We start from the raw sequence: 13,666 nt of genomic DNA on the forward strand, positions 1-13,666 counted from the left end.
CAGGCAGTTGCTGCCGTCGCGCGCCGGAAAGGACGACGACTGCAACCGCCTTTGCGCGATGGCAGAGGGCTAGCTTCGACCGTAGTTGTCGTCGAAGCGGACGATGTCGTCTTCGCCGAGGTAGTCGCCGCTCTGGACTTCGATCATCACGAGGTCGACGACGCCCGGATTGGTCAGACGGTGCTTGTGTCCGGCCGGGATATAGGTCGATTCATTGGTGCGCAGGTAAAACTCCTCATCGTTGTTGACGACGAGGGCCATGCCGCTCACCACGATCCAGTGTTCGCTGCGATGATGATGCAATTGCAGGCTGAGGCTTGCGCCCGGTTTGACCTCGATTCGCTTGATCTTGAAGCGGGTGCTTTCTTCGAGAACCGTATACATGCCCCACGGACGGCCTACCGTTCGATGTACCCGGAAGGTTTCGTGGCCTTGCGACTTGAGGGCCGCGTAGACGTGCCGAACGTCTTGCGCGCGATTGCGATCGGCAATGAGGAGCGCGTCGGGGGTGTCGACGACCAGGAGGTCCTTGACGCCTACGGCACCGACCAGCCGGTTGTCGCTACGGATGTAGCAATTGCTGACATCGTGGAGCAGCGCTTCGCCGTCCACACGATTGCCGTGGTCGTCCGGCTTCAACAGGTCGCCGAGCGCATTCCACGAACCGATATCGCTCCAGCCGATATCGCAGCGCACCACCGCAACCTTGTCGGAGCGCTCCATCAGCGCGTAGTCGATCGAAATATCGGGCGTGCGATTGAGCTGGTCACCATTCAGTTCGACCAATGAAACGCCACCGCCTTCCGACTGACGAGACTGCGCGATGCATGCACGCGTGGCTTCGAGCACGTCGGGGCAATGTTTTGCCATTTCCGCCAGCAGGAATGCGGCGGTAAAGCAGAACATGCCGGAGTTCCACAGGAACGATCCCGACTCGACGTATTGCCTGGCCACATCCACCGTCGGTTTTTCCACGAATCGCTTGACCCGCGTGCCGTCTGCCTCGATGTATCCGTATGCGGTTTCCGCAAACGTCGGCGTGATGCCGAAGGTGACCAGCGCACCCTTGAGCGCCAAGGCGGCAGCTTCCTGGACGGCGGTCGCGAAGGCGGCATCGTCCGTCACGAGGTGGTCCGCGGGAAGCACCAGCAGGATGGCATTTTCGCCGAGCGTTGCGGCAACACGCAGCGCGGCGGCGGCGATCGCGACGGCCGTATTGCGTCCGAACGGCTCGAGGATGAACGACGTCGACAGATGCCCGGTATTGACGGTGCTGAATTCGTCGCTTGTCTTGAAGTACAACTCGCGGTTCGTGACCGTCACGACTTCGGTGACGCCCGGAAGCTGGGCGCCGCGCTTGAACGCCTTTTGCAGCAGGCTCTCGCCATCTTCGAGGCGGATGAACGGCTTCGGATGGGATTCGCGCGAAACGGGCCACAGGCGAGAACCTGCGCCGCCACACAGGATGGTGGGAACTATTTGGGGCTGCGTCGACATGTGCAGAATATCTCCGGTGATTGCTCTATCGCGTCATGATCCGATCAGTCGGCGATCTATCCGCGTGCACGGCGACTGCCACTGATGCAAGGCGGCGTGCGAGCGCGCTGGCATGGATTACAGGACGTCTGCGAATCCCTTTCGGGTCCGCTGGAACCACCAGAATCCGAACCACGCGAGAAGCAGGGATGCGATCATGCAGGTTAGCCAGTTCGTCCAGTCGGGGGTGTGCCCGAAGATCAGCGTGTTGCGTCCCTCTTCGATGATGAACGTAAGGGGGTTGAGTTCGATCCAGTACCGATACTGTGGCGGCAGATTCGACACAGGGTAGAAAACCGGCGACAGGAACATCAGCACTGACGTGATGACACCGGTAATCTGCGAAATGTCTCGAATGTAGACGCCCAGAGCCGACAGAAACCATGCGAGCCCCAGTGAGCCGACGATCAGAGGCAGCATGACGACGGGGAACAGGATGGCGGTCCAGGGCAGCGAGTGGATAAGGATGCACTCGGCGATGATCAGGACCAGCAGGCTGATCGCGCTGTGGAACAGCGCCGACGCGAGCGCGACCACCGGCAGTATCTCGAGCGGGAAAATAACCTTTTTGACGTAGTTGACGTTTGCAAGGATCAACGTCGGCGCCCGGTTGATGCACTCTGCCAGCAGGCTGTGGAGGATCAGGCCGACGAACAGGACGATCGCGAAGCTTGCCTTGTCGTCGCTCGTGGTACCCCATCGCGACTTGAAGATGACGGAGAAGAAGAAGGTGTAGACGACGAGCATCAGCACGGGATTGAAGAACGACCACGCAAGACCCATTGCCGACCCGCGATAGCGCCCGACGACCTCGCGTTGAGTCATTTGCAGAATCAGTCCGCGATTACGGTAAATGCTACGGGCGATCGCCATCGGCGATGCCGGGTGCTTCGAGTTCGGATTCATCAAGTTGCGTGTCGTTGCATTCGGATCGGTGATGGAGCCCCCAACCCCTCGCCCACGTGGCGCAGCCATTGTTGCGGGGTGTCGTGAGTCTGAAAAAGGCGGCAATCCAGTTGGCCGCGACGTTTCAATGTGCTCCCGACTTCAATCCTGAGCGATCGGGCAAATAAGGTGCCATCGCCCGCAACGTATTCTAATGCAGGCCATCCGTCCAGCCCTGGGCTGAAGCGCTCTCCGCTTTGATCGACGGCGCTTGGCGACGCTGGGTTGAGGCCGGACCGGTACCGACTGACGACGGCTCGCCCATGGAAACCAAGTATCATCGCCGGAATGCCGATGACGCGCAATAGATGTTAATGTTTTCACATCTTTTAACAACTGGGCGTCCGGCGGGGGATTGACATGCTCAGGCCTCCTGGTGTTTATGAGATGCGGTATTCGGCACCGCGAGGGAGGCGCGCCCTGGAAGGGGCGCGTATCTCGTGCCGAAGCCGGTCCGGCCGTGGCTCGCCTGGGTCGCCGATCAGGGCGCAAACGCGCCGGGCCGGCACGGGCTGAGGGCAACGGCATTGCACGGCGTCCCGGGACGGGCGCGTCCGGCAAGGGTGCGACCAGTTAGAATTGCACCCGTATCGAGAGCACGCGGCAGGCATTCCCTGCACGCCTGACAAATGAGTAAGCCCGCTGTCTCCCAGACGGGCTAGCCAACCCATCGCGCTTGCTGCAGTCAAGCGCTTAGCCGAACTCCGGATGAATGTCATAAGCGCCCCACAACGTCAGTCCGATGACGTCGATGGTCTCTCCATTTCCCTGGTCGTATACCGCCCCGATATCGCGCAGCTGCGGCAGACGCTCGACAGCCTCGGCGCAGCGTGCGAGAACCTGCGGGTGGTTTCACCTGAATACCCCGTCGAGCTGTTCCTGGTCGACAACGGCGGACTCTGCGACATTTCGGGGGCGGTCGACCGGCTCGGCGCGCAAGGTGTGGCATGCCGAATATTGACGGGGCATGGCAACGTCGGTTACGGGCGTGGCCACAATCTGGCGATCGAGCATTCCACCGGGGCGTTGCACTTGATCCTGAATCCGGATATCGATCTGGATCCGCAGGCATTGGTGTTGGCCCGAGCGTTTTTCAATTCGCACGCCGACACGGGCTTGATCGCGCCTTGGGTCGGGGATGAAACAGGCGGGTTTCAGTATCTCTGTCGCCGGTTTCCGTCGGTCGTCGATCTGCTGGTTCGCGGCTTCTTGCCGACCTGGGCCAGACGGCCATTCCGGAAGCGACTTGCCCGCTATGAAATGCGCGATACCATCGACGGCAAGTCCGTCGTCTGGGATCCCCCCATCATCAGCGGTTGTTTCATGCTGTTTCGAACGAGCGTGCTGAAGACGCTAGGGGGCTTTGACCCTCGATATTTCCTGTATTTCGAGGACTATGACCTGAGCTTGCGCACCCACGATGTCGCGCGTGTCGCCTATGTCCCGTCCATCCGCGTGATTCATCACGGCGGAGGCGCTTCGCGCAAGGGTTTCGCGCACATTCGGATGTTCGCAGCGTCCGCGCTGAAGTTCTACAGCCGGTTCGGCTGGAGGTGGTGGTGAGCCGCATTGTCATAACCGGTGCGAACGGTTTCGTCGGCCGCGCCGTGTGCCGACTTGCGCTGGCGGCGGGGCATACCGTCACGGCGCTGGTGCGCCGGCCGGGTGGGTGTGTCGAGGGCGTGCGAGAGTGGGTGCACGACGCACCTGACTTCGAGGGAGTCGCTAGTGCGTGGCCCGAGGATTTGCAGGCCGATTGCGTGATCCATCTGGCCGCGCGGGTACACGTGATGCACGACAAATCCCCCGATCCGGACGCCGCCTTCGATGCGACCAACGTAGCGGGCACGTTGCGGGTTGCCGATGCGGCGCGCATGCATGGTGTGCGCCGGTTCGTCTTCGCGAGCAGCATCAAGGTAGTGGGCGAGGGCGATGCGGGCGTACCGCTCGCGGAGGATGCTGTCCCGGACCCGCAGGATGCATATGGGCGCTCGAAGCTGCGTGCCGAGCAGCAACTGGCTCGGCTCGGTGAGGTCGGTCTTGAAGTCGTCGTCGTCCGTCCGCCGCTCGTCTACGGGCCGGGGGTACGCGCCAATTTCCTCCGGATGATGGATGCCGTATTCCGCGGTGCGCCATTGCCATTGGCCGCGATTCCTGCTCGTCGCAGCATTGTCTACGTCGACAACCTTGCCGATGCCCTGCTGCACTGCGCAATCGATCCGCGTGCGGCGGGGGAGTGCTTCCACGTCGCTGACGACGATGCGCCCTCGGTTGCGGGATTGCTGCGGATGGTCGGTGACGCGCTCGGCAGGCCTGCAAGGCTGTTCCCGGTGCCGGCAGGTGCGTTGCGTGTGCTCGGTCGGCTGACCGGTCGAAGCGCCGCTGTCGCTCGCCTGACGGGCAGCCTGCAGCTCGACACGGGGCGTTTGAAGCGGGTACTGAATTGGCAGCCGCCATATACGACGCGACAGGGCCTCGAGGCAACGGCCGCATGGTATCGTTCGCGCCACATACAGAAATAGGCAACATGCACTTCACGATTAACACGTGGTTTGCCGCGGCAGCGGTGGCAACGGGCGCGGCCGTCGCCACGACGACGATCCTGCGCGTGCTGCTGGCCACCGGTCTGGCGTGGCGACTGGCCACCGACATCCCGAATGAGCGCTCGCTGCATACGCGCCCGACACCGCGCGTCGGTGGCTGGGGCATCGTGCCGGTCTGTGTTGTCGCATTGCTGTGGCTCGCGCCACAGATGTGGTTCATCGCCGTGGCGGCGGCGGGGCTGGCGGCCCTGTCGCAGCTCGACGATCGGCGCGGGCTACCCGCTCGTGTGCGGTTTGCGGCGCATTTGGCCGCGGTCGTGGCGCTGATCGTCGTCTACCCGGCCGCCGCCCCATGGTGGCTGCTCGTCGGGATTGGTTTCGTGATGGTCTGGCTGACCAATCTCTACAATTTCATGGACGGAGCGGACGGCCTCGCCGGCGGCATGGCGCTGTTCGGCTTCGGAGCCTACGCCGTTGCGGCACTGGCCGGCGCGCAACCGTCCCCGGATCTCGTCGTCGCGGGCGGGGCGATCGCGGGGGCCGCGTTCGGCTTTTTGCTGCTGAACTTTCATCCGGCGCGACTTTTTCTTGGCGACGCAGGTTCGATCCCTCTCGGATTCATGGCCGGCGCGCTCGGCTATTGGGGCTGGCACGGTGGCATTTGGCCGATCTGGTTTCCGGCGGCGGTGTTTGCCCCGTTTATTGCCGATGCATCTGTAACGCTTCTGAGACGTTTGTTACGCGGAGAAAAGTTCTGGCAAGCGCACCGGGAGCACTATTATCAGAGGATGGTGCGTTCCGGCATGAGTCACGAGCGTACTGCCGTGTATTGGTACCTCATCATGCTTCTGGGCATCGTCGTCGCTTTCTGGGCGCTCGGTCGTCCTGTCCTGCTGCAATGGTTGGTGTTCCTGGCGTGGTATGGCGTGCTGATGTGTATCGGCGTGGCGATCGACATGCGCTGGCGCCGGCTGCGGACGGTCATTGATAACAATTCGTGAGGTCTCTCGCCGATGTTGCGATCCAAAGCATCATGGCTGTCACTCAGTGCTTTCCTGTTCGATCTGCTGGCGGTTGTCGTCGCGTGGTTGTTCGCCTATCTCGTTCGCTTCAACGGTAGCGTTCCGCCCGATTTCCTGAGGGGCTCGCTGACTGCGCTCGCCTGGGTGCTTCCCGTCTATGCGCTGACGTTCCACCTGTTCGGCCTGTATCGCGGGCTGTGGGTGTTCGCGAGCCTGCCGGACCTGGTGCGGATTTCGAAGGCGCTTGCGGGCGGCGGCGTGATCGTGATGATCGGCGCCGTGATGTTCCAGCCGTCGCCGATCATCCCGCGTTCAGTGCTGCTGGTCTCCCCGCTGATGCTGTTCCTGATGATGGGCGGCGCCCGTGCGCTGTATCGCGCGATGAAGGAGTTTTACCTGTACGGCGGCCTCGTCGGGCAGGGCAAGCCGGTGCTCGTGATCGGCGCGGGCACGGCAGGCGCGAACCTGGCGCGCGAATTGTCACGCTCGGGCGAATGGCGTCTCGTCGGCCTGCTGGATGACGACAAGACGAAGCAGGGCCGCGAAATCTATGGCTACAAGGTGCTCGGCTCGCTCGACGACGTCGCGCACTGGACCGAGGCGCTGAAGATCGAATACGCGATCGTGGCGATTCCGTCCGCGTCGGTCGAGGTGCAGCGCCGGACGGCGACCCTCTGCGTGCGCGCCGGCTTGAAAGTGATGGTGCTGCCGTCGCTGACCGCACTGATGCCGGGGCAGGGCTTCCTGTCACAGATCCGCGAGATCGACCTCGAGGATTTGCTCGGCCGTGACGCCGTGACGATCGACACGCCGCACGTCGAGGCGCTGCTTCGCGGTCGTGTCGTGATGGTGACGGGCGCTGGCGGCTCGATCGGTTCCGAGCTGTGCCGGCAGATCCTGCGTTTCGCGCCAGCGCAACTCGTTGCGTTCGACCTGTCCGAGTACGCGATGTATCGCCTGACCGAGGAACTGCGCGAGCGTTTCCCCGATCAGCCGGTCGTGCCGATCATTGGTGACGCGAAGGATTCCCTGCTGCTCGATCAGGTGATGTCCCGCCACGTACCGCACATCGTGTTCCATGCGGCGGCATACAAGCACGTCCCGCTGATGGAGGAGCACAACGCATGGCAGGCGCTGCGCAACAACGTGCTCGGCACGTACCGCGTGGCCCGTGCGGCGATCCGCCACGACGTGCGTCACTTCGTGCTGATCTCGACCGACAAGGCCGTCAATCCGACCAACGTGATGGGCGCGAGCAAGCGCCTCGCGGAAATGGCCTGCCAGGCATTGCAGCAGACGAGCGGGCGCACCCAATTCGAAACCGTGCGTTTCGGCAACGTGCTGGGCAGCGCGGGCAGCGTGATTCCGAAGTTCCAGCAGCAGATCGCGAAGGGCGGCCCGGTGACGGTCACGCACCCGGAGATCACGCGCTTCTTCATGACGATCCCGGAAGCGTCGCAGCTCGTGCTGCAGGCGTCGAGCATGGGGCACGGCGGAGAGATCTTCATTCTCGACATGGGCGAGCCGGTGAAGATCGTCGATCTCGCATGCGACCTGATCCGCCTGTACGGTTTCTCGGAAGATCAGATCCAGATCGAGTTCACCGGGCTGCGGCCCGGCGAGAAGCTCTACGAGGAGCTGCTCGCGGACGACGAGGCGACGACGCGCACTCCGCATCCGAAACTGCGGATCGCGCGTGCGCGGGAAGTACCGGACAATTTCCTCGACGAGCTGCTGCCGTGGCTGATGCAGCATCGTGTCCTGCCCGATGACGAAGTGCGGCGAGACCTGCGGCGCTGGGTGCCGGAATACCAGACGGCCGTTACCCCGACGCTGCAGAGCGTGCCGTCGGTGCGCGTCGTATCGAACGGGTAACTTGGTGGCCGGGCGGCGGTTCGAACCGCATGGCAATGACGAAAAAAAACGCCCCGCGGGGCGTTTTTTTGATGAAGCCGGCGGGTCGTTCAGTGGCTGCGCCGCTCCTTCCTCACCACCATCCACCGCGGCACGCGGAACCGCACGATGCTGAGATACAGCCACACGTAGGTCAGCGCGAACAGCACGACGAACACGAACAGGTGCACCGTGTGCCGCCAGAACAGCGTCGCGGGTATCACCGCGACGAGGCACAGCAGCCACAGGTACGGCGACGTCAGCGAATTTCGGCGCGTGAGGTCGTGCGCGTGCTTCGTGCCGACCGCCCAGCGCATCAGCCGCTTGTACACGAGCATGTGCAGGTGCACGCCGTCCGGAATCCCCGGCGACATCCCCCGAATGAATTTCTTCCGGTAGATCGAGAAGCAGGTCTCGAAGATCGGGTACATGAACAGCAGCACCGGGTACCACGCGGATACCTCGCGGTTGCGCATCACGAGCATGATCGCGAGTTCCGCGAGCATGAAGCCGATGAAATAGGCGCCGCCGTCGCCGAGGAAGATCAGCCCGGCCGGGAAATTCCACAGGAAGAAGCCGAGCACGGCGCCCATCATGATGATCGACGCGGACATGACGACCGGGTCGCGGACCTGGAACGCCACGTAAGCGAGCGATGCGAACATCATGAAGCTGACCATCGACGCGAGCCCGTTGAAGCCGTCGATGATGTTGACCGCGTTCGCGAGCGCCGCGACCGCGAGCACGGTGATGAACGCCGAAATGGCCGCGTAGCGGAGCAGGAAATCGAGCGGCGGCACGCTGATGCGCGTGACCGCGATACCCATCAGCCAGAACGCGAGCGCGGCCGCGCCCATCGTGCAGAGCAGCCGCGCGCGCGGCGACACGCGTTTGGTCAGGTCCTCGACGAGGCCGGACAGAAACGCCGGCAGCCCGCAGGCCGCGATGCCGAGAATACTGCCCGCGATCGTCGGATAGTGCCGGGACAGAATCAGCGCGGCCACGACGACCCCGGCGAGGATCCCGATGCCCCCCACGCGCGGCACGGGCCGCACATGGAATTTCTGCACGCCGGCCAGGTCGCTGTCGACCGAGAATTTCTCGTGAAGGTGCGCGTAGCGCACGATGAACAGCGTGACGAGCAGGGAGACGATGAAGCCGGACGCGAAGCTGAGCATGGGATCGCTCGAAAAATGGACAGCGGATTATACAAAACCGCGGGGGTTCCCCTCCTGCCATCGCCAGTGGTCGACACACATTTCCTCGATGCCGAGCGTCGCGCGCCAGCCGATGATGTCGGCCGCGGCCTGCGGGTTCGCGTAGCACTCAGCGATGTCGCCCGGGCGGCGTGCGACGAGTTCGTACGGCACCGGGCGGCCCGAAGCCTTCTCGAACGCGCGCACGACTTCCAGCACGCTGTAGCCCTGGCCCGTGCCGAGGTTCACGACGAAGCTAGCGTCGCGTTTCGCGAGCGCGTCGAGCGCGGCGATGTGCCCCTTCGCGAGATCGACGACGTGGATGTAGTCGCGCACGCCCGTGCCGTCCGGCGTCGGGTAGTCGGAGCCGAACACGCGCAGTTTTTCCAGCTTGCCGACGGCAACCTGCGCGACAAACGGCATCAGGTTGTTCGGGATGCCGGCCGGATCCTCGCCGATCAGCCCGCTCGCATGCGCGCCGACCGGGTTGAAGTAGCGCAGCGTCGCGATGCGCCACGTCGGGTCCGACACCTCGAGATCGCGCAGGATCTGCTCGGCGATCAGCTTCGACTGGCCGTAAGGATTCGTCGCGGACAGCGGGAACGACTCGTCGATCGGCGAGCGCTCGGGCACGCCGTACACGGTCGCGGACGAGCTGAACACGAACTGCTTCACGTTGCGCTCGCGCATGACCTTGAGCACCGCGAGCAGGCCGCCGAGGTTGTTCTGGTAGTACTCGAGCGGCTTCTCGACCGATTCGCCGACGGCCTTGAGCGCCGCGAAATGGATCGTGCCGGTGATCGGATGCGCGTCGAACACCTTGGCGAGCGCGGCTTCGTCGCACACGTCGACCTGATGGAACGCGGGCGTCTTGCCGGTGATCCGCTCGATGCGGCGCACGGATTCGGCCTTGCTGTTGACGAGGTTGTCGACGATCACGACATCGAAGCCGTTGTCGAGCAACTCGACGGCCGTGTGCGAGCCGATGTAGCCCGCACCGCCGGTAACGAGGATGGTGCCTTTAGCGGTCATTGCAGATGCGCTCCTTCAGAGGGTGATGCCGGTTAACGAGTGGATGGTGCGCCGGTAGCGTTCGACGACCTGCTGTTCGTCGAATTCCGCCGCGACCTTCTGCCGGCCGCGTGCGCCCATCGCGTCGCGTCCGGCCGTTCCGAGTTCGATCATGCGGAGCAGCTGCTCCGCGAGGCTCGCGCTGTCGCGCACGCGGCACAGGAAGCCCGTGTCGCCGTCGGCGACGACGTCGCGGCAGCCCGGCACGTCGGTCGCGACGATCGGGCGCCCCATCGCCGATGCCTCCATCAGCGTGCGCGGCACGCCTTCGCGGTACGACGGCAGCACGACGCAGTCGGCCGCCGCGATATGGGGGCGCACGTCGTGCGCTTCGCCGAGATACTCGACGACGCCTTCGCCGACCCACGCATCGACATCCGCGCGGCCGATCGCGCTCGGATTGTCGACGCCGAGCGGCCCGAGCAGCTGGAAGCGCGCGTTCGGGAAGCGCTCGCGCACGACGCGCGCGGCCTCCACGTATTCGCGCACGCCCTTGTCCCACAGCAGGCGGCCGATCAGGATGAAGACGGGGGCGCTACCGGCCGGCAGCGGCACCGGCGCGAACTGTTCGAGATCGACGCCTTCGCCGTGCAGCAGCCGCGCGCGATCGGGATGCGCGAGCAACTGCTCGTCGGTGAAGGTGGCGAGATCGTCGCGGTTCAGGAACCACACTTCGCGCGGGAAGCGGAACGCGAACCGGTACAGGCGCTTCGCGACGCTCGCCGCGCGGCTCTTCTGGATGAAGACGTAACCAAGCCCCGTCGTCACCGCGATCGACGGCACGCGCGCGAGCCACGCGGCGACCGAGCCGTAGATGTTCGGCTTGATCGTGTAGTGAAACACGAGATCGGGCTGCAGCGCGCGGTAATGACGGACCAGTGAGGCAAGCGTGCCGAGATCCTCGCGCGGGCTCGTGCCTTTCGACGCGACCGCGAGTGCCACGTAGCGGCAGCCCATCTGCTCGAGCAGGGGCACCGTGCGATCGTGCGGTGCGATCACGATGACGTCGGCGCCGCGCGCGACGAGCGCGCGGATCAGCCCGTGGCGATACGTGTAGATCGCCCAGGCCGTGTTGCAGACGAGCGCGATGCGCAGCGGGGAGGTGGCGGACATGAAAAAAAGAAAAAATAAAGCGTCGAAATGGCCGAAAACGCCGGCTACGCGTCAGGCGGACGGCCGGGCGGCGAACAGCGTCTGCTTGATCCGCTGCAACGTACGGTACGGCGTCACGAAATGCAGCAGGTTCTTGGCGAGGCCGGCCCAGTCGTACGGGTTCAGCGCGTTGAAGTGGCTCAACAGCAGCGTGAGCGTCGACACCAGCTGGCGCCGGCGCTTGGTCGCACTGATCCCGCCCTCGTTCAGTTCGTAATAGAGGCCGAGTTCCGGCAGGTTCGCGCAATCGTAGCGTTGCATTAACCGCAAGAAAAGATCGAGATCCTCGGCCGCACGGTATTTCGCACGATAGTTCCCCACTTCGCGCACGGCGTCGATGCGCAGCATGACCGACGGATGCACGAGCGGCGAGCGCAGAAAGCGCGTGCGGCGCAGCGTGCGCGGATCGGCGGGCGGCGTCAGCATGAAGCGCGGTTCGCCGGCGCGCGACACGACCTGCGTCCACATGCCGACGCAGGCCACGCGCGGATGGGCGCCGAGATACGCGCGCTCCTTTGCGAGGCGCTGTGGCGCAGCGAGATCGCCCGCGTCGATGCGGGCCGCGAAGCGAAAGCCGCGCGCGGCGAGCGCGTCGATGCCGGCCGCGAGCGCGCGCTCGATGCCGCCGTTCTCCGGCATGCGCAGCACGTCGATCGTGAGGCCGGGCAGGTCGGGCGCGACGATCGGCGGCGTGCTGCCGTCATCGACGATCAGCACGTGCACGGGCGTGTCCTCGCGAAACGATGCGAGGGTCCGAACGACGTCGTCGTGCCCGTTGTAGGCCGGCATCAGCACGGCCACGTCGTCGAGCGGGGTCGGGCAATCAGGGGACGTCATGGTCGCAGCTTGAAACGGATGTAATAAAAGTTGACGGCGGCGGCGGCCAGATAGCCGGCTGCCAGCCCGACGAGCGCGCCGTACAGCCCGAGCCGCGGGATCGCGAACAGGTTGACGAGCGCGGCGATCGCGAGCGCGAGCAGCCATTTCGACAGCAACACGAATTTTGCTTGATATTTGAGAACGATAAGATTGCCTATCGCCTCGATGCCGGCCGGCACCGACAGCCAGACCGCCCAGCGGAAGATGTCGACCGACGCCTCGTAGCCGTGGCCGAACACCTTGCCGACGATCAGCGGGGCGGCGGCGTCGAGCACGAGCGCGCCGGCCGTCATCAGGCAGGCCGTCATCGCGATCAGCCGGACGATGTTGCGGCGCAGCCGCGCGACGTCCTGCACGCGATAGACGAAGGCGGGTGCGATCGTCTGCGCGAGCATCAGCGCGAGCGTGATCCAGTTCTCGTTGAGCTGCTGCGCGGCCGAGTAGCGGCCGAGATCGGCGAACGACACGTGACGCTCAAGCATCAGGCGGTCGAGCTTCAGGAACAGGTACATGCAGATGAGGCCGAGCCAGAACACGGTGCCGGCCGTCGCAAAGTGCCTGAACAGCGGCTTGTCGAACGTCCAGCCGAGCGAGCCGCCGTTACGATGCCGGTAGTACAGCATCAGCGCGAAACCGATGGCGGCGGCCTCGAGCGCCCACAGCCACGCGAAGCGGGCGGGGCCCGCGGCCGCACGGACGAGCAGCCAGACGAGCAGCGCCTTCGCCAGCGCGGTGACCATGCTGGTGACGAGCTGCGGCTTGCTGTAGGTCATGCTCTGCAGCCACGCGTTGATGACGCCGACGAACGGTTCGCGGAACACCATCGTGACCGCCAGGCCGGCGAGCATCGCGCCGACCAGCGGATCGAAGGCACCCGCTGCGATCGCGATCCAGGTCGCGACGAGCGCGGCGGCGGAGACGGCGATGCGCAGCGCGAATGCGCTGCCGAGTACTGCGCCGAGCTGGGCGGGCGGGCGCTGGACGATGGTCGGGACGAGGATTTCCGCGCCGCACACCCAGGTGAGCGGCGCCAGTACCAGGAGGAGCGTATTCGCATACTGCCATTTGCCGAACACATCCGGCCCGAAATAACGGGCCAGCAGGCCGCTGATCGCGATCGCGACGCCGATCTGCGTGAGCCGTTCGAGTCCCAGCCAGACGAGATTCGCGACGGCCTTCGCGACGTCCGGGTTGCCGAAGCGCTTCAGCATGCGCTGTGGCGGCGTGCGCGCAAGGGGGCCGGCAGGGCGCCCGGGGGCTGCAGGTCGGCGGCGACGGGACGGCTAGGCATTAAAATGGGCGGCATGCGCGTCATCAAAACCCGCGATTATAAGTGGGATCGGGGTGGCTTCCGCCGTTCTGCGCCAGCGGGTGCGCTCCTTGCCGGACGGGCATGTATCATGCGCGGCACCGGCGAGCGGCGGCCAGG

General features: G+C 64.6%; 11 protein-coding genes. 4 read left to right on the forward strand and 7 right to left on the reverse strand.

Annotation, left to right across the window (positions count from 1 at the left end; translation table 11 throughout):
• Window positions 1-69: 69 nt before the first annotated feature.
• Together AB3K92_RS26575 and AB3K92_RS26580 are read right to left on the reverse strand one after the other, a co-directional pair.
• Window positions 70-1,497 (reverse strand): mannose-1-phosphate guanylyltransferase/mannose-6-phosphate isomerase, encoded by a 1,428-nt coding sequence (locus AB3K92_RS26575; protein ID WP_059485299.1) that lies wholly within the window; start codon window positions 1,495-1,497, stop codon window positions 70-72.
• 117 nt (window positions 1,498-1,614) lie between these two features.
• Complete coding sequence (locus AB3K92_RS26580; protein WP_059485298.1) at window positions 1,615-2,442, reverse strand: ABC transporter permease; 828 nt, start codon at window positions 2,440-2,442, stop codon at window positions 1,615-1,617.
• A gap of 747 nt (window positions 2,443-3,189) precedes the next feature.
• Between AB3K92_RS26580 and AB3K92_RS26585 the strand changes: the two genes are divergently transcribed.
• The 4 genes from AB3K92_RS26585 to AB3K92_RS26600 are packed head-to-tail and all read left to right on the forward strand — an operon-like array spanning window position 3,190 to window position 7,921.
• Window positions 3,190-4,044 (forward strand): glycosyltransferase, encoded by an 855-nt coding sequence (locus tag AB3K92_RS26585; protein ID WP_369466147.1) that lies wholly within the window; start codon window positions 3,190-3,192, stop codon window positions 4,042-4,044.
• Window positions 4,041-5,003: an SDR family oxidoreductase gene (locus tag AB3K92_RS26590; RefSeq protein WP_060131126.1), complete on the forward strand. Its 963-nt coding sequence runs from the start codon at window positions 4,041-4,043 to the stop codon at window positions 5,001-5,003. Before AB3K92_RS26585 ends, AB3K92_RS26590 begins: the two co-directional genes overlap by 4 nt.
• 5 nt (window positions 5,004-5,008) lie before the next feature.
• Window positions 5,009-6,025: a glycosyltransferase family 4 protein gene (locus tag AB3K92_RS26595; RefSeq protein WP_175904027.1), complete on the forward strand. Its 1,017-nt coding sequence runs from the start codon at window positions 5,009-5,011 to the stop codon at window positions 6,023-6,025.
• Between the two features lie 12 nt (window positions 6,026-6,037).
• Window positions 6,038-7,921: a nucleoside-diphosphate sugar epimerase/dehydratase gene (locus AB3K92_RS26600; protein ID WP_027788180.1), complete on the forward strand. Its 1,884-nt coding sequence runs from the start codon at window positions 6,038-6,040 to the stop codon at window positions 7,919-7,921.
• An 89-nt stretch (window positions 7,922-8,010) separates the two neighbouring features.
• Here the strand turns inward: AB3K92_RS26600 and AB3K92_RS26605 are convergent, their stop codons facing one another.
• Genes AB3K92_RS26605 through AB3K92_RS26625 form a run of 5 tightly spaced genes read right to left on the reverse strand, consistent with a single transcriptional unit; the run spans window position 8,011 to window position 13,448 of the window.
• Window positions 8,011-9,117 carry a glycosyltransferase gene (locus AB3K92_RS26605; RefSeq protein WP_021161712.1) on the reverse strand — a complete coding sequence of 369 codons (1,107 nt, stop codon included), beginning with the start codon at window positions 9,115-9,117 and terminating at the stop codon, window positions 8,011-8,013.
• Between the two features lie 27 nt (window positions 9,118-9,144).
• On the reverse strand, window positions 9,145-10,167 hold the full coding sequence (galE, locus tag AB3K92_RS26610) for a UDP-glucose 4-epimerase GalE (RefSeq protein WP_318833893.1): 1,023 nt from the start codon (window positions 10,165-10,167) through the stop codon (window positions 9,145-9,147).
• Window positions 10,168-10,182: 15 nt separating this feature from the next.
• Window positions 10,183-11,319 carry a glycosyltransferase family 4 protein gene (locus AB3K92_RS26615; RefSeq protein WP_369466151.1) on the reverse strand — a complete coding sequence of 379 codons (1,137 nt, stop codon included), beginning with the start codon at window positions 11,317-11,319 and terminating at the stop codon, window positions 10,183-10,185.
• A 51-nt stretch (window positions 11,320-11,370) separates the two neighbouring features.
• A complete protein-coding gene (locus AB3K92_RS26620; RefSeq protein ID WP_021161709.1) occupies window positions 11,371-12,195 on the reverse strand; it encodes a glycosyltransferase in 825 nt (274 codons plus the stop codon).
• Window positions 12,192-13,448 carry a lipopolysaccharide biosynthesis protein gene (locus tag AB3K92_RS26625; RefSeq protein WP_059590324.1) on the reverse strand — a complete coding sequence of 419 codons (1,257 nt, stop codon included), beginning with the start codon at window positions 13,446-13,448 and terminating at the stop codon, window positions 12,192-12,194. Before AB3K92_RS26625 ends, AB3K92_RS26620 begins: the two co-directional genes overlap by 4 nt.
• Between the last annotated feature and the right edge of the window lie 218 nt (window positions 13,449-13,666).

Source organism: Burkholderia sp. Bmkn7 (genome assembly GCF_041103175.1).
Lineage (GTDB): Bacteria > Pseudomonadota > Gammaproteobacteria > Burkholderiales > Burkholderiaceae > Burkholderia > Burkholderia cepacia.